General features: G+C 46.2%; 35 protein-coding genes. 9 read left to right on the forward strand and 26 right to left on the reverse strand.

What is annotated here, in order from left to right:
- Positions 1–78: 78 nt before the first annotated feature.
- On the forward strand, positions 79–1,008 hold the full coding sequence (locus FGQ85_RS06285) for a transporter (protein WP_243128495.1): 930 nt from the start codon (positions 79–81) through the stop codon (positions 1,006–1,008).
- A gap of 6 nt (positions 1,009–1,014) precedes the next feature.
- Here the strand turns inward: FGQ85_RS06285 and FGQ85_RS06290 are convergent, their stop codons facing one another.
- Positions 1,015–1,596 (reverse strand): ATPase, encoded by a 582-nt coding sequence (locus tag FGQ85_RS06290; RefSeq protein WP_087167840.1) that lies wholly within the window; start codon positions 1,594–1,596, stop codon positions 1,015–1,017.
- A gap of 73 nt (positions 1,597–1,669) precedes the next feature.
- On the reverse strand, positions 1,670–2,221 hold the full coding sequence (gene rsmD / locus FGQ85_RS06295) for a 16S rRNA (guanine(966)-N(2))-methyltransferase RsmD (protein WP_118636297.1): 552 nt from the start codon (positions 2,219–2,221) through the stop codon (positions 1,670–1,672).
- A gap of 151 nt (positions 2,222–2,372) precedes the next feature.
- On the opposite strand from rsmD, the gene yfcE reads away from it, so the two are divergent.
- Positions 2,373–2,915 (forward strand): phosphodiesterase, encoded by a 543-nt coding sequence (yfcE, locus tag FGQ85_RS06300; protein ID WP_087252338.1) that lies wholly within the window; start codon positions 2,373–2,375, stop codon positions 2,913–2,915.
- A 66-nt stretch (positions 2,916–2,981) separates the two neighbouring features.
- Here yfcE and FGQ85_RS06305 read toward each other — a convergent pair whose 3' ends face one another.
- From FGQ85_RS06305 to FGQ85_RS06375, 15 genes are all read right to left on the reverse strand, one after another.
- The gene (locus FGQ85_RS06305; RefSeq protein ID WP_087167837.1) at positions 2,982–3,875 is read right to left on the reverse strand and encodes a mechanosensitive ion channel domain-containing protein; all 894 of its coding nucleotides are present in this window, start codon (positions 3,873–3,875) and stop codon (positions 2,982–2,984) included.
- A complete protein-coding gene (gene pgeF / locus FGQ85_RS06310) occupies positions 3,857–4,750 on the reverse strand; it encodes a peptidoglycan editing factor PgeF (RefSeq protein WP_118636298.1) in 894 nt (297 codons plus the stop codon). Before pgeF ends, FGQ85_RS06305 begins: the two co-directional genes overlap by 19 nt.
- Before the next feature lie 13 nt (positions 4,751–4,763).
- Positions 4,764–5,114 carry a YraN family protein gene (locus FGQ85_RS06315; protein WP_087167835.1) on the reverse strand — a complete coding sequence of 117 codons (351 nt, stop codon included), beginning with the start codon at positions 5,112–5,114 and terminating at the stop codon, positions 4,764–4,766.
- Between the two features lie 13 nt (positions 5,115–5,127).
- On the reverse strand, positions 5,128–5,886 hold the full coding sequence (locus tag FGQ85_RS06320) for a ribonuclease HII (RefSeq protein WP_138372969.1): 759 nt from the start codon (positions 5,884–5,886) through the stop codon (positions 5,128–5,130).
- The gene (lepB, locus tag FGQ85_RS06325; protein ID WP_138372970.1) at positions 5,879–6,448 is read right to left on the reverse strand and encodes a signal peptidase I; all 570 of its coding nucleotides are present in this window, start codon (positions 6,446–6,448) and stop codon (positions 5,879–5,881) included. The genes FGQ85_RS06320 and lepB (FGQ85_RS06325) overlap by 8 nt, the downstream gene beginning before the upstream one ends.
- A gap of 12 nt (positions 6,449–6,460) precedes the next feature.
- A complete protein-coding gene (ylqF, locus tag FGQ85_RS06330) occupies positions 6,461–7,312 on the reverse strand; it encodes a ribosome biogenesis GTPase YlqF (RefSeq protein ID WP_087167832.1) in 852 nt (283 codons plus the stop codon).
- Between the two features lie 16 nt (positions 7,313–7,328).
- The gene (gene lepB / locus FGQ85_RS06335) at positions 7,329–7,901 is read right to left on the reverse strand and encodes a signal peptidase I (protein WP_087252400.1); all 573 of its coding nucleotides are present in this window, start codon (positions 7,899–7,901) and stop codon (positions 7,329–7,331) included.
- Positions 7,902–7,970: 69 nt separating this feature from the next.
- Complete coding sequence (gene rplS / locus FGQ85_RS06340; RefSeq protein ID WP_087167831.1) at positions 7,971–8,318, reverse strand: 50S ribosomal protein L19; 348 nt, start codon at positions 8,316–8,318, stop codon at positions 7,971–7,973.
- A gap of 102 nt (positions 8,319–8,420) precedes the next feature.
- Positions 8,421–9,179, reverse strand: coding sequence for a tRNA (guanosine(37)-N1)-methyltransferase TrmD (trmD, locus tag FGQ85_RS06345; RefSeq protein WP_118636301.1), 759 nt, complete (start codon positions 9,177–9,179; stop codon positions 8,421–8,423).
- A 16-nt stretch (positions 9,180–9,195) separates the two neighbouring features.
- Positions 9,196–9,705, reverse strand: a complete 510-nt coding sequence (rimM, locus tag FGQ85_RS06350) for a ribosome maturation factor RimM (RefSeq protein ID WP_138372971.1) — start codon at positions 9,703–9,705, stop codon at positions 9,196–9,198.
- A gap of 93 nt (positions 9,706–9,798) precedes the next feature.
- Positions 9,799–10,026 (reverse strand): KH domain-containing protein, encoded by a 228-nt coding sequence (locus FGQ85_RS06355; RefSeq protein ID WP_087167829.1) that lies wholly within the window; start codon positions 10,024–10,026, stop codon positions 9,799–9,801.
- Positions 10,027–10,050: 24 nt separating this feature from the next.
- Positions 10,051–10,296 carry a 30S ribosomal protein S16 gene (rpsP, locus tag FGQ85_RS06360; RefSeq protein WP_087167828.1) on the reverse strand — a complete coding sequence of 82 codons (246 nt, stop codon included), beginning with the start codon at positions 10,294–10,296 and terminating at the stop codon, positions 10,051–10,053.
- A gap of 39 nt (positions 10,297–10,335) precedes the next feature.
- Complete coding sequence (gene ffh, locus FGQ85_RS06365) at positions 10,336–11,700, reverse strand: signal recognition particle protein (protein WP_138372972.1); 1,365 nt, start codon at positions 11,698–11,700, stop codon at positions 10,336–10,338.
- A 1-nt stretch (position 11,701) separates the two neighbouring features.
- A complete protein-coding gene (ylxM, locus tag FGQ85_RS06370) occupies positions 11,702–12,046 on the reverse strand; it encodes a YlxM family DNA-binding protein (RefSeq protein ID WP_138372973.1) in 345 nt (114 codons plus the stop codon).
- A 75-nt stretch (positions 12,047–12,121) separates the two neighbouring features.
- The gene (locus FGQ85_RS06375; protein ID WP_138372974.1) at positions 12,122–13,042 is read right to left on the reverse strand and encodes a S8 family peptidase; all 921 of its coding nucleotides are present in this window, start codon (positions 13,040–13,042) and stop codon (positions 12,122–12,124) included.
- A 153-nt stretch (positions 13,043–13,195) separates the two neighbouring features.
- Between FGQ85_RS06375 and FGQ85_RS06380 the strand changes: the two genes are divergently transcribed.
- Positions 13,196–13,426, forward strand: a complete 231-nt coding sequence (locus tag FGQ85_RS06380) for a chorion class high-cysteine HCB protein 13 (protein ID WP_087252332.1) — start codon at positions 13,196–13,198, stop codon at positions 13,424–13,426.
- A gap of 54 nt (positions 13,427–13,480) precedes the next feature.
- Here FGQ85_RS06380 and FGQ85_RS06385 read toward each other — a convergent pair whose 3' ends face one another.
- The 3 genes from FGQ85_RS06385 to FGQ85_RS18315 form a co-directional block, all read right to left on the reverse strand.
- The gene (locus tag FGQ85_RS06385; RefSeq protein ID WP_087252331.1) at positions 13,481–14,422 is read right to left on the reverse strand and encodes a GTP-binding protein; all 942 of its coding nucleotides are present in this window, start codon (positions 14,420–14,422) and stop codon (positions 13,481–13,483) included.
- A gap of 15 nt (positions 14,423–14,437) precedes the next feature.
- On the reverse strand, positions 14,438–15,505 hold the full coding sequence (locus FGQ85_RS06390; protein WP_087252330.1) for a GTP-binding protein: 1,068 nt from the start codon (positions 15,503–15,505) through the stop codon (positions 14,438–14,440).
- Positions 15,506–15,656: 151 nt separating this feature from the next.
- Entirely contained in the window at positions 15,657–15,815 is a 159-nt protein-coding gene (locus FGQ85_RS18315; RefSeq protein WP_171027902.1) for a hypothetical protein, read from the reverse strand.
- A gap of 106 nt (positions 15,816–15,921) precedes the next feature.
- Between FGQ85_RS18315 and FGQ85_RS06395 the strand changes: the two genes are divergently transcribed.
- On the forward strand, positions 15,922–16,464 hold the full coding sequence (locus FGQ85_RS06395; protein WP_087167821.1) for a hypothetical protein: 543 nt from the start codon (positions 15,922–15,924) through the stop codon (positions 16,462–16,464).
- On the forward strand, positions 16,400–16,669 hold the full coding sequence (locus tag FGQ85_RS06400) for a hypothetical protein (RefSeq protein WP_171027903.1): 270 nt from the start codon (positions 16,400–16,402) through the stop codon (positions 16,667–16,669). The genes FGQ85_RS06395 and FGQ85_RS06400 overlap by 65 nt, the downstream gene beginning before the upstream one ends.
- Before the next feature lie 13 nt (positions 16,670–16,682).
- Here the strand turns inward: FGQ85_RS06400 and FGQ85_RS06405 are convergent, their stop codons facing one another.
- Positions 16,683–17,162 carry an acyl-CoA thioesterase gene (locus FGQ85_RS06405; RefSeq protein WP_138372975.1) on the reverse strand — a complete coding sequence of 160 codons (480 nt, stop codon included), beginning with the start codon at positions 17,160–17,162 and terminating at the stop codon, positions 16,683–16,685.
- Positions 17,163–17,242: 80 nt separating this feature from the next.
- On the opposite strand from FGQ85_RS06405, the gene truA reads away from it, so the two are divergent.
- Positions 17,243–17,986: a tRNA pseudouridine(38-40) synthase TruA gene (gene truA / locus FGQ85_RS06410; protein ID WP_138372976.1), complete on the forward strand. Its 744-nt coding sequence runs from the start codon at positions 17,243–17,245 to the stop codon at positions 17,984–17,986.
- A 432-nt stretch (positions 17,987–18,418) separates the two neighbouring features.
- On the opposite strand, the gene FGQ85_RS06415 is transcribed toward truA, so the two are convergent.
- Entirely contained in the window at positions 18,419–19,309 is an 891-nt protein-coding gene (locus FGQ85_RS06415) for a patatin family protein (protein ID WP_330677387.1), read from the reverse strand.
- A 139-nt stretch (positions 19,310–19,448) separates the two neighbouring features.
- Here FGQ85_RS06415 and FGQ85_RS06420 point away from each other — a divergent pair, with 139 nt between their 5' ends.
- Both FGQ85_RS06420 and FGQ85_RS06425 read left to right on the forward strand, forming a co-directional pair.
- Positions 19,449–20,693 (forward strand): aminopeptidase P family protein, encoded by a 1,245-nt coding sequence (locus FGQ85_RS06420; protein WP_087167817.1) that lies wholly within the window; start codon positions 19,449–19,451, stop codon positions 20,691–20,693.
- Between the two features lie 133 nt (positions 20,694–20,826).
- The gene (locus FGQ85_RS06425) at positions 20,827–22,467 is read left to right on the forward strand and encodes an ATP-binding cassette domain-containing protein (protein WP_138372977.1); all 1,641 of its coding nucleotides are present in this window, start codon (positions 20,827–20,829) and stop codon (positions 22,465–22,467) included.
- A gap of 70 nt (positions 22,468–22,537) precedes the next feature.
- Here the strand turns inward: FGQ85_RS06425 and FGQ85_RS06430 are convergent, their stop codons facing one another.
- Positions 22,538–23,170, reverse strand: coding sequence for a histidine phosphatase family protein (locus FGQ85_RS06430; protein WP_138372978.1), 633 nt, complete (start codon positions 23,168–23,170; stop codon positions 22,538–22,540).
- A gap of 143 nt (positions 23,171–23,313) precedes the next feature.
- On the opposite strand from FGQ85_RS06430, the gene FGQ85_RS06435 reads away from it, so the two are divergent.
- Positions 23,314–23,793, forward strand: a complete 480-nt coding sequence (locus tag FGQ85_RS06435) for an S-ribosylhomocysteine lyase (protein ID WP_087252324.1) — start codon at positions 23,314–23,316, stop codon at positions 23,791–23,793.
- A gap of 34 nt (positions 23,794–23,827) precedes the next feature.
- Here the strand turns inward: FGQ85_RS06435 and FGQ85_RS06440 are convergent, their stop codons facing one another.
- The 3 genes from FGQ85_RS06440 to FGQ85_RS06450 are packed head-to-tail and all read right to left on the reverse strand — an operon-like array spanning position 23,828 to position 26,775.
- Entirely contained in the window at positions 23,828–24,376 is a 549-nt protein-coding gene (locus FGQ85_RS06440) for a DUF5662 family protein (protein ID WP_138372979.1), read from the reverse strand.
- 22 nt (positions 24,377–24,398) lie between these two features.
- Positions 24,399–25,073 carry a TraX family protein gene (locus FGQ85_RS06445; protein WP_138372980.1) on the reverse strand — a complete coding sequence of 225 codons (675 nt, stop codon included), beginning with the start codon at positions 25,071–25,073 and terminating at the stop codon, positions 24,399–24,401.
- Positions 25,045–26,775, reverse strand: a complete 1,731-nt coding sequence (locus tag FGQ85_RS06450; protein ID WP_138372981.1) for an alpha-amylase family glycosyl hydrolase — start codon at positions 26,773–26,775, stop codon at positions 25,045–25,047. The genes FGQ85_RS06445 and FGQ85_RS06450 overlap by 29 nt, the downstream gene beginning before the upstream one ends.

Below are 26,775 nucleotides of genomic sequence, written 5' to 3' on the forward strand. Positions count from 1 at the left end.
ACTTATTATAGCATAGTGCTTCTAAAATCACCATATTTTTCATACAATTTATTGACTATTTTTACCAAAGGAACAATTTTGAAACGTTATTTTTTTGTCATTTTCACGATTTTCCTATTTGTCATCATGCTGTTGTTTCCGAGAGATGTATTTCAGGGGGCCAGGAACGGGCTGCTGCTCTGGTTTGAGACGGTACTTCCGACTCTGCTTCCTTTTCTGATTATTGTCAATATCATGCTGAGGACCAGTCTGATCCGGCACATTTCACGCCTTGTCTATCCGGTCCTCGGACCTTTATTTTCTGTCAGTCCGGGCGGCTGCTTTGCGGTGCTTACCGGATTTTTATGCGGTTATCCCATGGGTGCGAAGGTCACGGCGGATCTGGTGCGGGACCGGAGGATTTCATCCCGCGAGGGGGCATATCTGCTCTCTTTCTGCAATAATACCAGCCCTGGTTTTATGGCCGGGTTTGTAGTATGCCAGACGATCGGGGACCCTTCTCTTGTCTTTGGATCCATGATAATTTTTCTTCTTGTTCCCGTGGTACTGAGCTTCGCCTTTTGCAGGATCTATCTGAAAAAAGAAACCCATCCGGCACCGACAGTTTTTCACGGAGACAACGGACGTTTTTCCATGGATGTACTTGATCTGTCAATTATGGACAGCTTTGAAACGATAACCAAAATCGGGGGATATATTATTGTATTTTCCGTATTTCTGGAACTTGCGTGCAAGCTCCCCTTCGCCGGTACTCTTCCAGGCAGGCTGCTGCTTTCTTTTCTGGAGATCACAAATGGAGTGGTAATGCTGGAAACACTCCCTCTTCCCTTTTCGTTACGCTATGCCTGTATCATGGGACTTTGTGCCTTCGGAGGATTTTGTGCCGGTGCACAGACAAACGGCATGCTGAATGGAAGTGGTCTGAAAATCACTCCGTACATTGCAGAAAAACTGGCTGCCGGTGCGGCAGCCAGTCTCATGGCGTATCTCTATATTCAAATACTGTAGCAGCTATTATTCCTCATCCATAGCCTGAGCGAACTCTGCTTCTGTCTCATCCTGAATCCGGAGTTCCTCGCGGTCATTGCGTACCATGTCGTAAGATTCCTGAAGGGAATTGACAAGGCTGTCATACTTGGATGTATAATTATCCAGCGCATGTCCGATCATATTTTCTACTTTTGCCATCAGATCATCTGCATATCCCATGGCACCCATGCGGAGCTGGTTTGCATCCTCAGTCGCGCTGTCAATAATCTGCTGTGCCTGTTCCGTAGCAGCCGCTACGATCTCGTTTGCCTGTGCATATGCCTGCTGCATGATTTCATGATCACTTACAAGCTCGTCTGTCTTTGCTTTTGCTTCCTGAATCATCGTATCTGCCTTTGTCTGGGCATCTGCAAGGATTGCGTCTTTATTATCGATGATCTTCTGATAACGCTTGATCTCTTCCGGCGTCTTCATTCTGAGTTCTCTCAACAACTCGTCGATCTGATCTTTGTTCACAATAATCTTTGTCGTGGATAATGGCTGGAACTTACAATTATCTATGTATTCCTCAATTTCATCAATAATCTGCTCAATTCGGCTGCTCATAGTTACACTCTCCTTCTTACTTCGACAAATCCTGTCATTTACTTTGTTATTCTATCACGTTCCACGAAAGAACTCAACGTCTTTCGACAAAAATATGCCTGTTTGTTTTATATTTTTTTTCTTTTATAATCTCGTATCCCATCTCGTCAAGAAAGCTAAAATCCGTGTCCAGAGACGCCTCCAGAATGATCAGGGTATCCTCGCTGACAAGTGAAGAAGATCTCAGATAATCAAATACTTCAAACTCTGCTCCCGCATGATACGGCGGATCCATGAAAATGAAATCGAACGGCGCTTCTCCTTCCATTTTTCTCAGTGCGCTGATGACATCCGTTTTCATCAGGACCGCCCGATCCTCCAGTCTGGTATGTTTCAGATTGTCACGGATGCAGGCTGCCGCCTTTTGGTTTTTTTCTACAAAATACGCGGTCCGCGCGCCGCGGCTTAATGCTTCAATCCCGATGGCTCCGCTGCCGCTGAACAGATCAAGAAACCGGCAGTCGGCAAGTTCCGGGGAAATCATATTAAACAGTGTCTCCTTGATCCGGTCTGTTGTCGGCCTTGTGTCAAGCCCTTCTATCGTTTTTAGCTGCAATCGTTTTGCACTTCCTGCTATTACACGCATGTTTTTATTCCTTTCTTCCACCTGAAAAGGCAGTATGATTCTGCCACTTATTATATCGGATGGATCCTTTTTCTGTCAAATCACGATCGGGCAGAGCTTGAGTATTTTTTTAGACTGTGATACACTTTTGGAGAAAAGGAGGAATACTGCTATGAAATATTTTATTGCATCCGATATCCACGGATCTGCTTTTTACTGCAAGAAAATGCTGGAAGCATTTAAAAACGAATCCGCCGACCGTCTGGTTCTTCTTGGAGATATCCTCTATCACGGCCCGCGCAATGATCTTCCTGCGGAATATGATCCGAAGAAGGTGATTGAACTGCTCAATCCTCTTGCATCACGTGTTTTCTGTGTGCGTGGAAACTGTGACAGCGAAGTCGATCAGATGGTTCTCAACTTTCCTATTCTTGCAGACTACTGTCTGATTTCCGAAAAGGACCGGATGGTTTTTGTTACACATGGTCATCAGTATAATCTGCAGACACCACCGCTTCTTCAGGAAGGAGATATCCTGCTTCACGGACATACTCATGTGCCTGCATGTACAAAAACAGAGACCTTTACTTATCTGAATCCGGGATCTGTCTCTCTTCCAAAAGAGAACAGCCGGCATAGCTATATGATTCTTGAAAATGGTACCTTTCACTGGAAAACTCTGGAAGGAGAGGAATATCAGATCTATTCCATGTAAGAAAAACGGCAGAGGCATCCGTCATGATTTTCACGCGATGCTCTCTGCCGCCTTTTTATGATTCTGTCATTCTTTCATGACAATTTCCATCTTTTGTCCGGCAAAGCGGATTCCCGCTTCGTCAAGTGCAAGTTTCGTCTTTTCCATGATACTCGCCCGTATATCCCAGTATACATCGGATTTCAGCCATAGTCTTACGCAAAGTCTCACGTAACTTTCTGCCAGATCATCCACAAAAACCGTATGCTCTTTATCCTTGATTACTTCCGGCTCCTGCTCCATTACATGCCGGATAATCTTCTGAGCAGACTGCAGATCCTCATCGTATCCGATTCTGACATAAAAATCCAGCCGTCGAAGATCCATCGCTGTTACATTGGTCAGACTGTTGTTTGATAAACTTCCGTTTGGTATAACGATCGTCTTGTTGTCAACAGTGGAAAGCTTTGTATAGAAAATCTGAATCTCTTTAACAGTTCCTTCCAGATTATCCGTATGCTCAATAATATAGTCTCCTACTGTAAATGGTCTCAGAAGAAGAATCAGCACTCCTCCGGCGAAGTTTGACAAGCTTCCCTGTAACGCAAGACCGATTGCCACACCTCCGGAAGCAAGAAGCGCTGCTACCGAAGAAGTATCCACTCCAAAACGCACAACAATTGTTAAAATCAGTATTGCATACAGCCCCGTCTTAAGACAGGAATCCACAAACTGCTCTACCCCTTTGTCTGCATTGGACCGTTCGATGGAAGCGCGGACGAGTTTCCGTACCCAGTTGATCAAAACCCTTCCGATCGCAAAAAAGATCAGCGCAAAGATCACACCGATTCCGAATTCAATGACCTTTGGCAGATTTTCATTCAGGAAATTGACAGCAAAGTTTGTCTGTGTCTCAACTTCCTGCTGAATATTTTCGGTTACCCTCTCTGTTACATTTTCTGTCAGAAGTGTGTAATACATGGTGGTTGATTTCCCTCCTGTGTTTCTTTCAGGGCAAGAAAGGCGGCAAGACTCCCCCGTCTGCCGCCGGACGCCCTGTGTGAATATAATAGCTCCGGATTACAGTTCGTACAGATATTCGTCACCGCAATGTGTTCCGTCAAAATGCCGGCCTCGGCAAAGACCGCTTCATTTGCTTTCCAGAGGTTAAGCTGATATTTCCCGTCCGGTTTTTCGTAGAACAGTGTTTCCCAAAGCCTGGGAGAAAAAGACTCCCGGAACGCATCAATGACATCTCCGCTCACTTCATAGCATGACTGGCAGATGGACGGGCCGATACATGCCAGAGTATCCTCCGGGCGGCTTCCATAGACTTCCTGCATCTTCTTCACCGTTTCCAGGCCGATTTTTGCCACAGTCCCGCGCCACCCGGAATGGGACAGACCAATCACTTTCCTGACCGGATCCAGAAAAAACAGCGGAACACAGTCTGCATAAAATGTCACAAGGCAGAGTCCCGGCACATCGGTGACAAGGCCGTCAACATTATCGTAATCTACCGGACAGACAATTCCTTTTCCACGATCCTCCTCTGTGACAATACGGACATTGGACGTATGTGTCTGTCTGGAAAAGACCATGTCAGAAGTCCGGACGCCGATTGCAGCGCCGAACCGTTCAAAATTCTCCCGGACAGATGCATCTTCATCTCCCCTTGTGAAACTCAGGTTCATGCTCTCATAGATTCCGGTACTCACTCCGCCCATGCGGGTGGAGAATCCATGATGTACCAGACCGCTCTGCTCAAGAAGCGGAAACGACAGATACGGAACGTCTCCTGCTCCGGTGCGGCACACAATATCATTCTGATTGTTTGTTGTTTTCCATGTTTTCATAATCTGTTACCTGTTATTCCTGAAATTCAAATGCATGTTCAAAGTGCGTGATTTCCTCTCCAAGGACGGCAATCACATCAAAGCGGACCGGACTCTCCAAAAGCCCATGGGTTGTAAGATAGTAAAGTGCAGCCCTGCAGATCCGCCGCTGCTTTCTCTGGTCAACCGCTTCCTCCGGCCGTCCAAGGGACGTGCTGCTCCGGTATTTGACCTCTGCGAAAACGACACAGTCCCCTTCCTTCGCAATCAGATCAATCTCCCCGGCACGGCAGCGGAAATTCCGTTCCAGAATCTGAAAGCCTTTTCTCTCCAGAAAGGCTGCCGCAAGATGTTCCGCAGCATTTCCTTTGTCTTTCTGATTCATCCGGCATCCTCCGTTACACAAAGTGTGTGATAAATGTGCTTCTGTGAATCGGGGACGGTCCATATGTTTTCAGTGCCTCGATGTGGTCTTTGGATCCATACCCTTTATTGGACGCGAATCCATATTCCGGAAGTACCTTGTCGTATTCCACCATCAGCCGGTCTCTTGTCACTTTTGCAATAACACTGGCACAGGCGATGGAAATGCTTTTCGCATCTCCTTTGATGATCGGGACCTGTGGAATCAGGACATCCGGAATCGTGACCGCATCATTGAGCAGCAGATCCGGCCGGACCGTCAGCTTACTCACTGCTTCCCTCATTGCCTCATAAGTCGCCTGCAGAATATTGATTTCGTCAATTCTCTGCGGTCCCGCCATCCCGATTCCTACTGCAATCGCTTTTTCCATGATCTCGCCATAAAGCTCTTCCCGCTTTTTGGCCGAAAGTTTTTTTGAATCATTGATATAGAGAATTTGGCAGTCCTTTGGCAGGATCACTGCCGCCGCTACGACCGGGCCGGCAAGCGGTCCTCTCCCCACTTCGTCAATCCCGCAGATATAATCATAGGACTCATATTTCTTTTCGTACCGGCACATTTCCTCCAGACGTATCAGCTCCTGCTTTCTGGCCTCCTCCTGCTTCCGAAAAGAGTGAAGCAGTTTCTGAACGCCGGAACGGGAATCACCTTCGTATTCCGAATAAAGCGCATTCCAGCTCTCCACAGAGGTTCGCCCGAACTCTTCTTTTATTTCTTTGATTGTTTTACTCATGTACAACAAACCCCATTTCATCAAACGGATAAATCCGGATCCAGGCTCTTCCGATCAGATCCTCCCTTTTCAGTACTCCGACACTGGCGTCCCGGCTGTCCGAGCTGTGGTTCCGGTTATCGCCCAGGACAAAATATTCATCGTCGCCAAGCTGAATCGGCTCCGCGGCAATTCCGGCATCCTCCATCGACTCTGCCCCGTAGTCTTCTCCGAGCAGTTTCCCGTCAATATAGACTTCCCCGTCTTTCACCTGGACCGTCTCTCCCGGCAGGCCGATAATCCGTTTGATATAATATGTATTCTCTTCATATTTGTACGGAAAAACGATGATTTCATAACGTTTCGGATCACGGAAACGGTACGACAGCTTATCTACAATCAGGTTGTTTCCGTCATGAAGTGTCGGCTCCATGGACCGGCCGTCTACTACAGTGCGTACTCCGACAAATGTGATAATCAGCCAGGAAAGCAGCAGGACAATGCCAATATAGATGATCCAGTCCAGCACTTCCCTCGCAGCTGATTTCCTTTTCCCCTTTTCTTCTTTATCCTCTTGTTTCATCTTTGTCTCCCCTTATTCGTAATCCTCCGGAATTTCCAGCGTCAGCCTTCCAAGCTTTCCGCTTCGGAAATCATCCATAAATAATACAGCCGCTTTCTCTAAGTCAAGCTCTCCTCCCTTTGTCAGGCAGTGTTTCTTTTCTGCGATCAAACGCAGTGTTTCGTACGGATCCCGGCTTTCCTCTATCCCATAATGTTCTTCCGTCAGATTCGGGTATCTGCCCTGCAAACGCCGGATCAGCTCTGCAGCAAGCTCTTCTGTATTTAAAATCTCATCTTTGATTGATCCAATGAAAGCCAGCTTCATCCCGACTTCCTGATCCTCAAACTTCGGCCAGAGAATTCCAGGTGTGTCCAGAAGCTCCACCTGCTTATTCAGACGGATCCACTGTTTCCCCTTTGTCACACCCGGCTTGTTTCCGGTCTTGGTGCAGGCCTTTCCAGCCAGGGAATTGATAAAGGTCGACTTTCCTACATTCGGAATTCCGACTACCATGGCACGGACCGGTCTGTTCAAAATACCGCGTCTTCTGTCACGTTCGATTTTCTCCCTGCAGGCTTCCTGAATCACCCCGTTGATGGATTTGATCCCTGCTCCGCTTCTGGAATTCACCTTCACAACGGAAAAGCCCTTATCTTTGAAATACTTCTCCCATTTTTCGTTGCATCCTTCCGATGCCAGATCTGACTTGTTCAGAAGGATCAGTCTTGCTTTCTGTTTTCCAAGTTCATCGATGTCCGGGTTCCGGCTGCTGACCGGAACTCTCGCATCCACAAGTTCGATAATCAGGTCAATCAGTTTGATATTTTCCTGCATCATTCTTTTCGCTTTGGTCATATGACCCGGGTACCATTGAAAATGCATAGGTGCCTCCTTTTATCTATATAAATCCAAAATTTCCTTTTGTCGAAAGAACAAACCATGCTTTGCCTTCGATCTCGGAACGTTTTACATTCCCGATATCTGCCATTCTGCTGTCTTCACTGTTCCTGCGGTTATCGCCCAGAACAAAATACTCATCTCCGTCCAGAGTTATCTCCTCCGAAGCGGTTCCGGCATCCTCAATGGCAGTTGTTTCGTACTTTTCTTCCAGCTTCTCGCCGTCAATATAGATTTCCCCGTCCTTGATCTGAACAGTCTCTCCGGGAAGTCCGATAATCCGCTTGATATAGGATCGGGCGTTTTCATTGCCGTTTGGCTTGAATACAATAATATCGCCGCGTTTTGGCTTGCTTGCGTCATAAATCATTCGGTTTACCAGAACGATATCCCCGTCCAGCACTGCCGGACGCATGGAATCTCCTGAATTTTTTACCTGTCTTCCAAAATAAAACACAATGACAAGTGCCAGCAGGCATACAAGAATAATTTTAAATGCCCAGATTCCGACAGTACGGATCAGGTCATAATCAATCTGCTTTTTTTCTTTTCCAAACTGTATTCTTTTCTTCATGTAACATACCTGTTTATTTAACACAAAAGGGGCAATCATACATGAATGTACCTTGCCCCTTCCCATGTCCTATTTAACTAATTCTTTGACCTTTGCTCTCTTACCTACACGGCCTCTTAAGTAGTTAAGTTTTGCTCTTCTGACTTTACCTCTTCTTACTACCTCTACCCTTTCTACGTTTGGAGAGTGCAGCGGCCATGTCTTCTCAACGCCCACACCGTTGGAAAATTTTCTTACTGTGAAAGTTTCTCTTGTGCTTCCGCCCTGTTTCTTTAATACAGTTCCTTCAAACACCTGGATTCTTTCACGGTTTCCTTCTTTGATTTTACCGTAAACTTTTACAGTGTCTCCCACGTTAAACTGTGGTACGTTTTCTTTGAGCTGTTCTGCTTCAATCTTTCTGATGATTTCGTTCATTGTGTGACCTCCTTGATTCTTTTGACGTTCTTAATACTTGATATACCGTATCAGAGGACCATCTCTTTCTTCTCACAACAGTCCTAGTGTATCATATAGTCTTTAGGATTGCAAGCTGTTTTTTCTATATTCTTCGAGGAATTTCTGCTCTTTTTCCGTAAGTTCTGCTTTTTCAAGCAGATCCGGCCTGTTTTCAGCAGTCCGGATAATTGACTGTTCCCTTCTCCACTTTTCAATGTTCGCATGATGACCGGAAAGAAGTATCGGCGGCACCTGTTTTCCGTGCCACGTCTCCGGCCTGGAATACTGCGGGTATTCCAGAAGGTGATCCTGAAAACTCTCAAACTCTGCCGAAACATCATTGTGAAGGACTCCAGGTACCAGCCTTGATATTGCGTCTATCATGACCATAGCCGCGAGTTCTCCTCCTGTCAGGACATAGTCTCCGATGGAGACATAATCTGTCACAATCTCTTCCAGTACTCTCTCATCAATCCCTTCATAGTGGCCGCAAAGCAGGATCAATTCATCCTCTTTCGCGAATTCTTCCGCCATTTCCTGGTTAAAGGTCCTGCCCTGTGGAGACAGGTAGACAAGCCTCGGTCTTTTTCCTTCCTTTGATGCCTTTGTCTTCTGACAGACGGCCTCATAGCACTGAAAAACCGGCTCTGCCTGCATCAGCATTCCTGCTCCGCCTCCATATGGATAATCATCCACGCTCTGATGCTTGTTAAATGCGTAATCCCGGATATTGACCGCGTCAATGGATAACAGACCTTTTGCCTCGGCACGCCCGATGATACTGGTCTTCAATCCCTGTTCTACCATATCCGGAAACAATGTCATAATGTGAAAATTCATCTTTGTTTCCTTCCTGTTACTGGATCAGTCCCTTCATCAGATGAACCTTCATCTGCCTCTTTTCCGGATCCACATCCAAAATACATTCGCGGATGGCCGGAATCAGAACTTCTCCCTGCTTTTCTGTCTGAATGATGTAAACATCATTTGCGCCTGTTTCCATGACATCGCTCAGGCGTCCGAAACAGGAACCGTCCTCCGTCACTACATCCATGCCGATCAGGTCGGCAATGTAGTATTCGTTTTCATCAAGCGGCACGGCGTCTTCTCTTGCAACGAGAAGCGGGCGGCCTTTATAGCGCTCGATATCATTTATATTATCGATTCCTCTGAACTTCAGAATGACCATCTGTTTAAAATAACGGACATTCTCAATCTCCAGCGTCATCTGTTCTTTTCCTGTATCCAGTATGACTTCTTTCAGCTCCTGAAAGCGTGTCTTCTCATCCGTGGTAGGAAAGACCTTTACTTCACCTCTGATTCCGTGTGTGCTTGAAATCACTCCCACCTGCAGAAACTGTTCCATACGCTTCTCCTTCTCTATAAAAATGAAGAACAGTCCCGCACATGCCCGGCATGGCAGCCTGTTCTTGCTTTTGCAGTCCGCAGACATCACTGCTTAAGTGATATCTACGACTACCTTTTTGTCTTCTTTTGCGGCGGCAGCCTTTACAACAGAACGAATTGCTTTCGCAATACGGCCCTGTTTGCCGATCACCTTACCCATATCGCCTTCTGCCACATGAACTTCGATGACCGTAGTCCTGCCTTCCACCTTTTCCGTAACTACTACCTGATCCGGTTCATCAACCAGAGCTTTCGCAATTACTTCTACTAATTCTTTCATATGCAGGCACCTCCGACGTCTGGACTATTTTTCGATACCAGCTGCTTTAAAAATCTTGCTTACAACTTCTGTCGGCTGTGCTCCGTTGTTTAACCATTTCTTTGCTGCTTCTTCGTCTACCTTGAAAACGCTCGGATCTTTTGTCGGATCGTAAGTACCGATTTCCTCGATGAACTTACCGTCTCTTGGGGAACGGGAATCAGCTACGATGATTCTATAGAAAGGAGCTTTTTTCTGTCCCATTCTTCTTAATCTGATTTTTACTGCCATTTGTTTCACCTCCACTATACTGTTTCTCTTTTATTTATGTTAAAAAGGTAATTTGAATTTTCCCTTTTTACCACCTTTGCCGCCCATCATTCCAGGCATCTGCTTCATCATCTTTTTCATCTGTTCAAACTGCTTGCACAGCTTGTTCACTTCCGAGATGTCCACTCCGGCGCCTTTTGCAATCCGGTGCTTTCTGGAAGGTGTCAGGATGTCCGGATTTCTCCGCTCCTTGACTGTCATCGAGTAGATGATTGCCTCCATCCGCTCCATCTTCCTTTGTGCATCGTCGGAATCAATGTCAGGCATCTTGCCTTTCTTTCCCATCATGCCGCCGATTCCCGGAAGCATGCCGAGGATATTCCCAAGGCCTCCCATGTTTCTCATCTGCTTCATGGACTCCAGATAATCCTCAAAGTCAAACTGGGCCTTACGAAGTTTCTGGGACATCTCTTTTGCTTTGTCCTCGTCGATGTCAGCCTCCGCTTTTTCAATCAGGGTAAGGATATCACCCATGCCAAGGATTCTGGACGCCATCCGGTCCGGATAAAACTGTTCCAGATCGGAGAGCTTCTCGCCCATACCAACGTACAGGATCGGACATCCTGTCACGGCCTTGATGGAAAGTGCGGCACCGCCTCTTGTATCACCGTCAAGCTTTGTGACAATGACACCGTCTATTCCAATCTTATCGTTGAATTCCTTTGCAACATTGACCGCGTCCTGACCAGTCATGGCATCCACCACAAGGATCGTCTGGTGTACGGTCACTGCCTCTTTAATTTCCTGAAGTTCTTCCATCATGTCTTCATCAATATGAAGGCGTCCGGCTGTATCCAGGATTACAATGTTGTTTCCGTTCTTCGCCGCATGCTCCATGGCCGCTTTGGCGATATTTGCAGGTTTATGTTTCTCTCCCATGGAAAATACTTCTACACCCTGCTTCTCCCCGTTAATCTGAAGCTGCTGGATCGCCGCCGGACGGTAAACGTCACAGGCAACCAGAAGCGGTTTCTTGCCTTTGAGCTTGAATTTCCCTGCAAGCTTTGCGGTAGTGGTCGTCTTACCGGCTCCCTGTAACCCTGCCATCATGATGACGGTCGTTGCTTTCCCAGGTTCCAGCTTGATCTCCGTAGTCTCAGACCCCATCAAAGAGACAAGCTCTTCGTTTACGATCTTGATTACCATCTGTCCAGGATTCAGTCCATTCATAACATCCTGTCCGACCGCGCGTTCCTGCACGTTTTTGATAAAGCTCTTTACAACTTTGAAGTTTACATCGGCTTCCAGGAGAGCCATCTTGACTTCTCTGAGGGCCGCCTTTACATCCTCTTCTGTCAGCCGTCCCTTGCTTCGCAGATTCCGGAATACATTCTGAAGTTTCTCTGTTAAGCTGTCAAATGCCATTCTATAACTCCTCTATGATTTCATCTGAAATCTGCCGGATCTCGCGGATCAGAGTCTCTTTCTCCTTTTCCTGCCAGGTGTCCAGCAGACGGTCAATCTGATGTACCTTCTCTTTTACTGTAAGAAACTTCCGGATCAGGTGGAGCTTCTCCTCATACCCCTCCAGCGCCTTTTCGCACCGACGGATCGTATCGTGGACCCCCTGCCTGCTGATGCCTCTCTCTTCGGCAATCTCACCGAGGGAAAGATCCTCCAGCATAAACTGTTCATATATTTCTTTCTGGTTTGCTGTCAGCAGTTCGCCGTAAAAATCATACAGCAGAGCACGCATTACGATTTCATCCATGTTTCTCACCTGTGACATCATACTATAAATAAAATGCGGTGTCAAGAGGAAATGCTTGACACCATAAAAAATTTTTTACAGCTTTGGATTGAGCAGTTTTTCGATGTTTAACAGCCCTCTTCCCTGAATGTTTGCATCCTTTCCCATGTCATCCGCGCTCATCAGAAGACGAAGCTTGACTTCCACATTTTTCATATCCGGATATTTGCTCAAAAGAAGCGCCGCTGCCCCGGATACAATGGGAGCGGACATGGAGGTGCCGCTTTTTACCGAATACATCTTCTGATTCTTTTTCTGTCCGAATCCGTTGCAGGAACGGATATAGGATCCGGGGGCCACCAGATCCGGCTTGCAGACGCACTCGAATGTCGGTCCTCTGCCGGAGTAATTCGTCCCGACTTTTCCAAACCGGTCTTTTTGCTCTCCGTCATCGGACGCTCCGACTGTGATCACTTTTTTGCTGACACCGGGAATCGTTACGGTTCCACTCCTGGGGCCGAAATTTCCGGCCGCCGTAACAACTACAAGGCCCTCATCCCACATCCGGTCCACCCAGCGCAGAAGCTCCGCCTCTTCCTCGTCTCCACGGTGGGGAAGGGTTCCGATCGAAATGTTCACGATCCGGATCTCCCATTTTTCCCGGTTTTTCAGAATCGCCCGGATGCCTTCTATCAGATGCCGGATCTTTCCTTCCCCTTTCTGATCCAGCACCTTAACGGCTACAATCCGGGAAGCCGGAGCGATGCCTGCATACACTCCGGACGACATTTTCCCTGATCCTGCAATGATGCCTGCCACATGAGTGCCATGAGAATTATCGTCATACATCCGCCTTTTTCCATGCAGCATATCACCAAATGCGACAATCCGTCCCTCCAGGTCCGGGTGCGGTGAGATACCGGTATCCAGCACCGCCGTCGTGATCCCGTGCCCGTCGATATGACCAAAGAGTGTATCGTCACAAAAATAATGAACGTGTTCCTTAACCCGTCTCACGCAAAAAACTCCTTTTCTTTCATCCTATTCAAGAAAAAACCTCTGTGTGAGCGCCTTATATTTTCTCTTTGGAAATATTTTGAAATCAAGGAAACACTTACAAGCCCTGCTACATAGTATAACATTGTAAATAACAAATATGGAGGCAAAAATATGAGTGACTTAAGTGCAACAAACTGTGGATGCGGATGCGAATCTTCTTCTGGTTTCGGAGGTAATTCCTGCCTGTGGATCATCCTTCTTCTGTGCTGCTGCGGCGGATGCGGAGGAAACGGAAGAAGCGGTTTTGGCGGCGGATGTGACAACTGCCTGTGGATTATCCTTCTGCTCTGCTGCTGCGGCGGATTTGGCGGAAACGGATATAATGACAACGGCTGCTGCTAGTGCCTGCTGACAAAAAGGGGAGGCGGGGTAAAACATCCCGCCTCCTCTTTTCTTCTAATCAAATGTTACCACATCATTGGCCGGTTTCTTTGCCGGAAGAACCTCTTCCAGGTAAAGAACCGGTCCTTTTTCTTTGTACTGCTTCATATATTCATACCGGAACGAAACCGTTACAAATACCCAGTCTCTGTTCTGATAGGGAATCTCCTCTTTACATTTACAAAGATACCCAAGAAATGTAATATCCTCCTCGCAGCAGGTCATCACAAAACGGCCCGGCACAAAAAAACCGCCTCCCAGTTTCTTGTTTTTATATACCTGTGCAAGAAACCTGAGCTTTTTGTTTTTGTAATGCTCCGGGTGCTCCATGGCGTCCAGATACCAGATGCCGTAATCGATCTCATCAATCTCGATCACCGGCGCATTCAGATCAAACGGCAGATCCTCCTCTGTATTCTCAACCGGCTCTCCGTCCTCATTTTCAAAAACGATCTGTGCTCTCGGATTCATCACCTTGATGCTTCTGCGGATCCTGGCTTTATCCGTATCGTCCTCTGTCCGGTTGACAATAACCAGATCAGAATAAAGAAGCGGAGCCAGAAACATATTTCTCATATTCAAAAGATACATCTCTGCCGTGCCTGCATCCACAGTAGAGAGTACTGCTCCAATCTCCCATCCCGGCGGAAGCTTCATCTCCAGCATCCGGTTCAGATCCCATGTGCCGTTGAACTCGATCATGACATGATCCGGGCGGTAGTTCAGTTCCAGTCCCTCAAGAAAGAATTCATTAAGTTTTTCCTCCTCGTCTACCACGTATTTGATGATTCCGTTTTTCTTAAGCCACGCTTCGTCGTACTCCTCGTCCCCCTCTTCACAGACAATCAGAAGTGTCTGATTGTAGTCAAGAAAGTCCGGGCTGTGCAGCGCTTCATTAATTAAAGTTGTCTTCCCGCTTTCCAGAAATCCTGTAAAAAGTTCTACTACTGTTTCCATCTGGCACTCTCCTGTCTATACATGCAGTGTCTGCTGAATGTTATCAGTATGGATATCGGTTCCGATCACACAGATCTTTCCGGTATAATCCGCTTTGGTGTCACGGATCTCATATTCTCCCGGCACATAGTCAAACTCCATCCAGCTTCCGTCAGTTCCCTCGACGATTCCCTTTGCTCTTAAAATGGTACCGTATGTTTCTTCATCTGCAAGAGAATCCAGGAACTGTTCAATCTCGGAACGGTCGTATTTCTCTACGGTCTCTGTTCCCCAGCTTGTAAACACATCGTCTGCATGATGATGCCCTTCATGATCGTGGTGGTGATGTTCATGACAGCCGCAATCTTCATGATCATGGTGATGCTCATGTCCATGTCCTTCATGGTCATGATGATGTTCATGACAGCCGCAATCTTCGTGATCATGGTGGCAGCATCCGTCATGATCATGGTGAAGGCATGCTTCATTGAGAAGATCCGTCGGCTTGGAAGTCTGCTCTACCGCATTACGGATCACTTCCCCGTCAAGCTGATCCCATGGTGTTGTGATGATGGCAGCATCCGGGTTTTCTTCCCTGATCAGAGCGACAGCCTCTTTGAGTTTTGAGTCTGTCATGGACTGGGTCCTGCTCAGCACGATCGTTGCGGCATGTTCAATCTGATTGCTGTAAAATTCACCGAAGTTCTTCAGATAGATCTTTACTTTCTTTCCGTCTGCTACTGTGATACAGCTGTTCAGTTCGATTCCGCAGTGTTCCTCTACATTTCTGACCGCTCCTGCCACGTCAGACAGCTTGCCCACACCGGACGGCTCAATGATGATACGGTCCGGATGATACTGATCTACGACTTTTTTCAGCGCTTCGCTGAAATCTCCCACGAGGGTGCAACAGATGCAGCCTGAATTCATCTCGGTAATCTCGATCCCGGCATCTTTCAGAAATCCGCCGTCGATTCCGATTTCTCCGAATTCATTTTCTATCAGTACGATCTTTTCCCCCTGAAATACATCCGTCACCAGACGTTTGATAAAGGTGGTCTTTCCGGCTCCGAGGAAGCCGGAGATAATATCTACTTTTGTCATAATGCATCCTTCTTTCTTTTTTCATCGTCTTTTATCATAGCAGTTTTTTGTCTTTTTTAAAAGACTTCTGTTGTAAAAAAGAGCAGGACCGGCTGCTCCGGTCCTGAAAATTTCTGCAGTTGAAACAGACGTTATCCATTGCATCTCCGGTCTATTTCCTGTTCTGACGTCTTACTGCTTTTTCCTCATCTTCTTTATTAACGTGAACGGCGAGAGTCTCTTTATCGTATTCGGAACATTTTTGCTGCAGCATGCATTCTTCATCCAGTTCATAAACCGTATTCCCGTCCAGAATCAGTTTTCTTGGCATGTCTCATTCTCCTTTTCCTTTTTCTTCCAGTATATGATGCCCGCATATTTTCGGTTTTATTCACATATATATTTACAACGCCGGATCAGATAGGAGATGCAAACATATGAAGAACAAAACTCCATTTCCCATGACACCTTTCGATATGCTGGTAGTACCCGAACATCTTCATATTATGAAGCTGTTCCTCCCCTATCTGCCTTCCGGCACTCAGAAAATTCTGGCTGTTTGGATCAAATATATGGAGCTTCATAATACACTTGCTTATTTCCGGAACTTCCCTCATTTTGGCCTGGGGGAATGTCTCTCGCCAAAACAGGCGGGCGCAATGGAAATTTTCGAAGAGCTCCGCCCGTATATGAAGGAAGACGAGGCCGAACAGATCGATATGGCTCTTTCCGCCATGAGCATGATGGAAATGATGAATGCTGCCGGTCCCGCAGAAGAACATCCCGGCCCGGCAGATCTGCTCCGGTCTATGATGCCTTCCGGCACGGACGACATGTTCGATCTCTACAGTCAAATGTTTGAAAAAGGAGGCGAAGCTGAAGATGAATCCGAAGGACAGCCAGTGGGCGGAATGGATGAAGAATCCTGCGATCCGGAACCTGGATCCGCTGAAACAGGAACTGATACGGACAGCATTTGAAAGGACACAGGGAAAAACAGGCCGGAATCTGGCGCCTGTCATGATGTCTTTGATCACTCAGGCAAATCAAAAAGGAATCCGATTTTCCGAGGATGAAATGACTTTGATTCTCCAGTTTTTAAAGGAAGGGAAAAGCAAGGAAGAACAGGCCCGAATCGACCAGATGGTCGCCTTTGTCAATGCTGCATGGAAAAAGAGGAACTGAATACAGTTCCTCTTTAAAATCCTTCTTCTTTTCTCATCAGGCGGTTTTCTCTTCTTTTCAGAGCCCCTTCCCATTCGGCCTTTTCTGTCTCAGACTCGACTATCAGACGGGGAACTTCTTTTGGACGGTCATTTTCATCCAGCGCCACTACCGTAAAATAAGCACGGTTGATCGGCCGGCGCATGCCGGTCGGATCCTCCACATAGGTATCTACCCTGATTTCCATGGATGTGTGTCCTGTATAAGTCATTTTCGCCCGGATCACAACCATATCATTTTGATAAGCCCCGCGGATGAACCGGAGATTATCTACTGAAGCTGTTGTAATATTGCTCATGCAATGACGCTTTGCTACAATACCGGCTGCCTCGTCAATCCACTGCATCAAAACGCCCCCAAACAGACGGCCGGCTGAATTCAGATGGGTAGGCCGCACCAGATGGACCGTCTCCACAATGGAATCCTCGACTCTCTTTGGTATGATTTCACTCATAATTTTAACCTCTTTTTGACTTTCTTTTTTCCTTTTTTTATTATATCATGGTACTACAAAAGAAAAAAGGAGTAAAATCTATGCGAAATATCAGACTGACAATAGAATACGACGGCTCCAGATACCACGGCTGGCAGAGACTCGGAGCCGGTGAGGATACTTCCAGTACCATTTCCGGAAAACTTTCTGAAGTAATTTTCCGGATGACCGGTCAGAAATCAGAGCTTTTCTGTGCTTCCAGGACAGAGACCGGAGTCCACGCCTACGCACAGACGGTCAATTTCCATACAGGCTGCAGCCTCAGTGCCAGGGAAATCAGGCATTATCTTAACCGCTACCTCCCTTCCGACATTGCTGTTCTGGAAGTAGAGGATATGCCGGAGCGTTTCCACGCTTCCTTAAATGCAAAGAAACGCACCTATATCTACCGGATCTCCACTGCAGAAGTACCGGATGTATTCGAACGGAAGTATGTATATCATCTGTTTAAGAAACCGGATATTCAGAAGATGCGTGAAGCATCCGGACTTCTGGTTGGACGCCACGATTTTCAGCACTTCTCTTCCTCTAAAAAGAAAAAAGGCGGAGTCAAGGAAATCTTCTCCATTGACATATACGGAAGCGGGGATGAACTGGAATTCACTATCACTGCCAATGACTTCCTTCATAATATGGCACGGATCATCATCTCCACACTCCTGGATATCGGACAGGGAATGCGTCCGGTTGACGATATCGGACGGATCTTTGACGGCAAAGAAGCCGCATCTGATCCGATCGATCCAAAGGGCCTGTTCTTCCAGGAGGCAGAATATCCACAATAGTACAGACAAAAGGCCAGAAAGGACAGGGCACGACTGAACCTTTTCTTTCCGGCCTTTTTTAATACAACAGTTTGCTGCAGAAAGGGCATCTGTTTCGAAACAGCGGAAGCAGAAAAAGCCCCCTGCCACAGTTTTTGCAGGTACTGACTTCCCACAGAAACGGTGATATTATAAAACAATTCATAAACATTAATATCGTGGAGTCATATGCAAGATGCACGTCCATTTTGTTGAATATCGATGTAATCAGAACATCCACGACCGTGCAGCCTGAACAGATCCGCCAGGTATACAATCCCCATTTTCTGCGCTTTATCTGAAAAAGACAGATAAAAATCAAAGAACCGATATAAATGCTGTATCTTAAAATCACGTATAGATTTAAAAAATAAGACCAGCTGCCACTTCAGCTGATCTCATTTGCTTTTCGTTTTATTTATTTAAATATTCCAGCAGTCTTTCATACTCTTCTTTCATCTGCACATAGCCGTGCTCATAGAACGATGTAAGACGATCGTAATTCTTTTCCATTCTTCCTATCGTTTTTATCTTCGGACGGAGGACAAAAATTTCTCCTTTCCGTTCCAACTGCTCAATCTGCTCCATCTGCTTATTGTAAACATAAGGACGTCTCAGGATCGTCCGGACCAGATTCGGATATTTCTTATATGCAGCGCGATAGATTCTGGTTTCTCCAAGGGACGGTTTCTTCTTCCGATAGCCCTCGTTTCTTGTCAGAATGACAATAATCTTTTTCCTTCCCTTTTTTAAAGCTCTTTCGATCGGCACGGAATCTGCAAGTCCTCCATCCAAATACGGAACTCCGTCAATCCGGACAATCGGAGCTGCCAGCGGCATACTGCTGGAAGCCCGGCAGATTTTTAGAAGCCGTTCTTTTTCTTTTCTCTCATCGAGATACTCTGCTTTCCCGGTCTCGCAGTTTGTCACTACCTGATCACATTTCATCTCCGACTGGAAGTACGTGTCAAAGTCAAATGGAATCAGCTCTTTTGGATACCGGTCAAAAATGAGATCCATATCCATCATGCTTTTTTCCTTGACCATCTTGCGCAGGCCCAGATAAAAGTCATATTCTTTTTCCTTGTGTATCATGCACTTTTTCGTGCGTCCGATCTGCCTGGACACATAATCGATTGCGTTGCAGGCCCCTGCGGATACTCCGATCACGTCGGTTGTGTAAAAATCTTTTTCCATAAGAAAGTCAAGCACTCCGGAGGTAAATACTCCTCTTGTCGCGCCTCCTTCCAGAACAAGAACCGCAGGAATCAGTTTGTTATTCTGGCTATTCTGTCTTTCGTCCATTTTTCTCCTCCTGCTTTCAAATTTTGCCTTTGTCTTTTATAGTATCAGCTTCTTTTCATGAAGTAAACAATGAATTTGATCTTTTTCTTTCTTCCTGTGTTATACTGGTTTCAACGAATGAACAAGGAGGAACTTATTTATGATCAGCAAAGAATTTCATGCTTCCAGACGGGCGCTCTACGCTTCTGTTCTGAATGAGAATTCTGTCGGATTTGTCTTTTCCGGCACAGAAAAGGAATGGAAAGGGGATGAAATGTATCCTTTTACACCCTATGCCAATTTTTATTATCTGACAGGATTTTCCTATCCGGATGCTGTCCTGATGGTTGTCAAGAGAAACGGCGTTATCCGGGAGACATTGTTTATCGATCACCCGGATGAAAAGGCTGCCCGCTGGACCGGCGTCTCTTACACAAAGGAAAGCGTCAAGGAAGAAACCGGCATCGAACAGGTGGAGTATCTGGAGCGTTTTGAAAAATCTATTCCGCTGTTTGGCGAGCCGGGCCTGATTCATCAGGTTTATATCGACATTCCCGGATGGGAGCGTCCGTTTGTTAAAAATGAGGCCCGCAGCTTTGCCTGCCGCATCCATAACTTTGATCCTACTCTTCCGGTTTATAACACCTTTCAGGATCTGGCGCGGTTCCGCCAGGTAAAAACAAAGGAAGAAATCGCACTGCACCGCAAAGCCTGTGAGATTACGGAAATCGGCGTAAAAAACATGCTCTCCCATTTGAAACCGGACATGTATGAATACGAAAGCGAAGCGTACTTTGATTTTTCCCTGAAGTCCCACAATGCTGCGCACGCGTTTCCAACCATTGCTGCTTCCGGTCCGAATGCCTGTTGCATGCATTACAGTGACAACGACCGTCTGATGAAAGATGGAGACATGATTTTATATGACCTTGGTGCCAAATGGGGCGGATATGACGCGGATGTCAGTCGGACCTATCCGATAAACGGACATTTTACCGAGGAGCAGAAAACCCTTTACAACATCGTTTTAAAAGGGCTGGATGCTGCCATTGCTGCGACGAAACCGGGCCAGCCGAAAAACGAGCTGCAGGAATTAAGCAAACAGGTGATGGCGGAAGAACTGATCCGGATTGGCATGATCGAAAAGCCGGAAGAAATCATTCGCTACTATTTTCATGGATCCGGCCATTATATTGGTCTTTATACGCATGATGTAGGGGACGATAACGCCCTTCTGGAAGAGGACATGGTCTTCACCCTGGAACCGGGGCTCTACTTCGATGAGCTTGGGATCGGCATCCGAATTGAAGACACTCTTGTTGTGACAAAGGACGGCTGCGAAGTACTCAGCGGAGGAATCCCGAAAACAGTTGAGGAAATCGAAGCATTCATGCAGAAGTCATAAGCCGGCACAACTCGTTCATTTACCGGATTCTGCCGGGGAAATCCCTTGCCAAGTGGATATGGATTGTGATAAGATAGGCGATGGTTATTATGACGCAGACAATCTGAATTCACGTAAAGGAGAACGAAACGCTATGATCAGTACAAATAATGTCACACTTCGCGTTGGGAAAAAAGCGCTGTTTGAAGACGTAACGATCAAATTCACCGAAGGCAACTGTTATGGACTGATTGGCGCCAACGGGGCCGGAAAATCTACTTTTCTGAAGATTCTTTCCGGACAGCTGGAGCCGACGAACGGGGAAGTGATCATTACACCGGGAGAGCGTCTTTCTTTCCTTCAGCAGGATCATTTTAAATATGATGAATACATGGTTTTGGACACCGTAATTATGGGAAATGCGCGGTTATACGAAATCATGAAAGAAAAAGAGGCGCTCTATGCCAAAGAAGACTTTACCGATGAAGACGGCATGAAAGCAAGTGAGCTCGAAGGAGAATTTGCTACCATGAACGGATGGGAGGCAGAATCTGACGCAGCCAGTCTGTTAAATGGTCTTGGCATTGAAACGGATCTTCATTATCAGTATATGAAAAATCTGACCGGTGCACAGAAGGTGAAGGTTCTGCTTGCACAGGCACTGTTCGGAAATCCGGATATCCTTCTTCTGGACGAGCCGACCAACCATCTGGATCTGGATGCCATCGCATGGCTGGAGGAATTTTTGATCAGCTTTGAAAATACGGTCATTGTGGTGTCCCACGACCGTTATTTCCTGAATAAGGTCTGCACTCAGATCGCAGATATCGATTATGGAAAAATCCAGCTCTATGCAGGAAACTATGATTTCTGGTATGAGTCCAGCCAGCTTTTGATCCGGCAGATGAAAGAAGCAAACAAGAAGAAGGAAGAAAAGATCAAAGAGCTCAAAGAGTTTATCTCCCGTTTCAGCGCCAATGCTTCCAAATCCAAGCAGGCGACTTCCAGAAAGAAGGCTCTGGAAAAGATTCAGCTCGATGAAATCCGTCCTTCCAGCAGAAAATACCCGTACATCGACTTCCGTCCAAACCGTGAAATCGGTAATGAAGTTCTGACAGTGGAAAATCTGACCAAGACTATTGACGGAGTGAAAGTTCTGGATCATTTAAGCTTCACCATCAATCACGATGACAAAGTCGCTTTTGTCGGAAGTAACGAGCTTGCAAAGACAACCCTCTTCCGCATTCTCGCAGGAGAGCTTGAGCCGGATGAAGGTACCTACAAATGGGGGATCACAACTTCTCAGGCCTATTTCCCAAAGGACAGCGGAAAAGAATTTGACAGTAACTATACGATCACAGAATGGCTGACACAGTATTCTGAAGAGAAGGACGTGACTTATGTCCGTGGCTTCCTTGGCCGTATGCTCTTTGGAGGAGACGATGGAATGAAGCGTGTCAATGTTCTCTCAGGCGGGGAAAAGGTACGCTGCCTCCTTTCCAAGATGATGATTTCGGGAGCCAATGTTCTGATTTTTGATGAGCCGACCAACCATCTGGATATGGAATCCATCACTGCGCTTAACAATGGTATGATCAAATTCCCGGGAGTGATTCTTTTCTCTTCCCGCGACCATCAGATTGTACAGACAACAGCAAACCGGATTATGGAAATCATGCCGAACGGCCAGATGATTGACAAGATCACAACCTATGATGAATATCTGGAAAGCGATGAGATGGCCAGAAAACGCCAGACTTATACTACTACAGCTGAAGAAGAGGAAGATGACTAAAATACCAGACGTGTATCTTCCATAAAAAATCCCCGTCCTGCGGCCAGATACGCAAGACGGGGATTTTAAGTTACCATGGTTTGACTTCTTCTGTATAGTAGGTTTTTCCTTCTTCTACAATCCGGTATTCTTCCGGTGTCACGTCCACGATTGTCACCGCACAGTTCTTGTGAACTCCCGTTCCCCAGAAATCTTTGACATCTGCTCCCTTCATATGACATAAAAGAGCACAGAGTGCTGCGCCGTGGGTCGCAATCAAAATCGTCTGCCCTGCACGTGCAGGATCCTGACGAAGCTCCTCCAGAAAATCCCCCGTTCTTTTCAGGACATCCTCAAAGGATTCTCCTCCTTTTGGTGGACGGTACTTTTCCGGAGCATGGAAAAACTGGAAAAACTCCGGATCCGGAATTTCAGATGCCTCTTCTTTACAGATCAGCCCTTCGTAAATGCCAAATCCCATCTCCTCGATTCTCTTCTCATCGAGAATTGGAACATTACGGTCTCCGAGAACAAGCTCTGCCGTCCTTCTGGCACGCTTCAGAGGACTGGTATAAGCCACATCAAAAGGGACGGTGCTTAATGCCTCTCCTGTTTCTTCCGCCAGATGCTCTCCAAAGGCATTCAATGGAATATCCGACTTTCCCTGCAGTTTTTTCACTTTATTCCAGTCCGTCTCACCATGACGAATCAAATATAAACGCATAAGTAACCCTCCTGATTCTTTATCAAATCTCAGTGTCCTAACACTCTTTTCCTATTTTAACACAACCTGAGATTCATTTCAGTATTCCCTTGCCCTTTTTAACAAATCAGTCTATACTTACTAAGTGAAAGGAGAGGAACAACATGGAAAAAATTGCAAGTTTTACTATAAATCATCTGACCCTTCTTCCAGGTGTCTATGTGTCACGAAAGGATACTGTGGGGGATTCTGTTATTACGACATTCGATCTTCGAATGACCCGGCCGAACTATGAACCGGTAATGAATACCGCAGAGGTTCACACGATCGAGCATCTGGGGGCAACATTTCTGAGAAACCATGAGGGATTCGGGGTAAAAACCATTTATTTTGGACCTATGGGATGCCGTACCGGATTTTATCTGGTGCTTGCAGGCGACTATGAATCCCGGGACATTCTTCCGCTTTTAAATGATATGTTTGATTTTATTGCCGGATTTGAAGGAGAAGTTCCGGGAGCTTCCGCCAGGGACTGCGGGAACTATCTGGATATGAACCTTCCGATGGCCCGCTATCTTGCAGCAAAATATAAAAAAGAAGTGCTGGATCATATTACAGAGGAGCGTCTTGTTTATCCGGACTAATCTGAAAATTTCAAAGAGAGAGTACAGTCTGAGTCTACAGACTGTGCTCTCTCTTTCTTTTTTTGATTACCCGTTTCAGATAAGAAAAAGTCTTCTCCTCTCCCTCTTCCGCCAGCATACGCAAAAGCTTTTCCAGTACTTTCTTTGTATGTGGATGAAGAAACCGGGCTGAACAGCCCTTCTCATAATATTCCAGCGGACAGCGATCCGTATATGACTCTTTTTTATATGTTTTGGATGCCGCAATCCGGTCCAGAAACATCTCAAAAATGTACCTGTCCGGCATCCTCATGCCGCAGATCCCGTCTTCCGGACGAAGTCCATAATCCATCCAGTACTCATAATGATGCTTGTTGCGTCCCTTATGATGCAGCCAGGCAGTTGAGCAGCCTTTGTCCTCCCGTTCGGCATTATTCGGGCTTCTGTTGCCTTGAAAATAACGACAGCCGACAAGAAACTCGCACGGCGAATATTTCGACAAGTCATGCAACAGTCCCTGCCTGTACAGTCCCACCCGAAAACAATATTTCATCACCAGAAATTTATGTCGGTTGATTGTACAAAAATGTCCCCAGACGTTCATTGTGTTTCCTTTCTCTTTGTTGTTACTGTTCGATCCACCACCGGATTCCCGCCAGAAGCGCAAGATGCAGCGGATAAAACAGATAAAAGATTTTTTTCATATCCCTTCCTTTTTCTCCGCTGTAAAGATGGAGAGGAATCAAGGACAAAACCGCAAACATCTGTCTTCCTCCCATCAGTAAAACATTGACGGCTGCAAGAGATATATCGCGCTTTAGATTTTCATTGTAAAAGCAGTAACAGAATAAAATCATCAAAAGTCCCATGGAACTATAGTCTGTCGCAAAAAATTCTGCTGCCAGAAAAACCATAAGTACAGAAAAACACCTGAATACCATGTTTTCAAAATACAGCCAGAAATAAAGCATCAGAACTCCTAGCGCAAACGTAAAAAGAACATTCTGTCTTCCAGGATAAACAGGTGTTCCGAAAAAAGCAAGATCGTAAAATGGCTCCGAGACAACAGCGAAAGCAAACAGCCTGAGACCGTAACTGACGATGTTCCTCGTGTACATGAATCCGACTGCCGTCGTGAAAGCAAAGATCGGAAACGAAATCCTCCCGATCACATCCAGAATCCACAGGTCCGGAAAAAAGATCAGTCCGACGTGATCGATCAACATTGTAATCAGTCCGGTCCACTTCAACTGACACGCAGAAATCTCCGGCCTATTTTTTACAAGTATCTTCTGATTCATATGCCTCCCCTGTAAATACCGCTATGGATCTCGCCTCAATCACTGCCTTGCGCTCCTGACAGACTTCACCATTGCTTTCTAAAAATCCTTCCTGGACTGTTGTGGTAAAAATCTTCCTCCAGTGTTTTCCTTTTGGCAGAGACGGCAATGCAAATGTATGATCTTCCCAGTGCATATTGTAGGCAATATAAAGATCTTTCTCCCTCTTGGTCGCGCCACTGTAAAAGACTCCAAGTTGTCTGCTTGCAATCTCATTTGGAACCTGCCATGCATTCTCTCCGTGATAAGACACATCCGGCACTCCACAGTGGGTCAGATCGATTCCCTGACATTCTTCTGCCGGGTGAAGGATCCTGTGCTCTTTCCGGAAACGGATCAGCGCTTTGACATAATCTGTCAGCCACTGCTCTTTCTCCGCCTTTTTCCAGTTTACCCAAGCAGTATCATTGTCCTGACAATACACATTATTGTTTCCATTCTGAGAATTTGCGAACTCGTCTCCTGCCAGAATACACGGCGTCCCCTGAGCCATCAGAAGCAGGAAAAATGCATTGCGCATCTGCTGCTCTCTGAGTTTTACAACCGCTTTTTTTCGTGTCGGACCTTCTACCCCGCAGTTCCAGCTGTAATTGTAGTCCGGTCCATCATGATTATTCTCGCCATTTAATTCATTATGCTTTCCATCATAGGAGACAAGATCACAAAGCGTAAATCCAGTGTGATCCGTAATATAATGATACTGATGGTCATTTTGACAGAGATGCTTCAAATGCCAGATGACACTCTCGATCATACCTTCGTCTCCCTTCAGGAAACGCCGCATAACTGTTTGAAACTCGTCATTTTTCACAATCAGCTTCAGATTCTTCAGATAATCATCACTCTGAATCACTTCCAGCGGAACCGTATATGGATTTACGACAAAACCGTCTGCATGAAACTCCTGCCGGTAATATCTCAGGCATTCAATCATCTTTTGTTTCGGCATGGCATCGTAAAACGGCAGGTGAAGGATTACCTCAATCCCTGCCTGATGGCATGCCTTGACCATCTCTTTTAATTCCCGGACCGGATTGGAGCTGGCGTAACGGCTCTTCGGAGCAAAACAGTAGGCCTCGCCATATCCCCAGTAATTCCTTGCAAGTCTGATGTGATCTTTAAACTCATAGACCGGCATGCACTGAATCTGATTGATGCCAAGCTCTTTCAGATACGGAATTTTTTCAATAATGCCTCCAAAAGTTCCTCTGTTTTTTACTTTAGAGCCCTGACTTTTTGTATATCCGCGCACATGAAGGCTGTAGGCGATGATATCCTCATCCGGAAGATCCAGCGGGCGGTCATTGTCCCAGTCAAAATCCGGTGCACAGAGAAGCGCCCTCACATATTCGGTCTCCAGACCGTTTTCGTCCTGTCCGGTATACTTTCTGATCCCATGGGCATACGGGTCTACATAGGGCTCGTCATCAATAAAGTACAGATACTCATCTCCATCCTTAAGACCGCTCTGGATACCGGATGAACGGATATCTCCATAAAGAATATCTTCTTCCATGCTGATCTCCCGATATGGCTCTGTCTTTTTCCCCCGGTAGATACAAAGCCTGCAGTTCTTTCCTTTCGGAACCGCTACAGAAAAGGAAATCCCCTCCTCTGTCCATAATACTCCTGCCGGCACAGGTCGTTTTTCTCCATGTGTCAT

The organism is Pseudoflavonifractor sp. BSD2780061688st1 E11 (assembly GCF_005844125.1).
In the GTDB taxonomy this organism is placed as follows: Bacteria; Bacillota; Clostridia; order Lachnospirales; family Lachnospiraceae; genus Sellimonas; species Sellimonas catena.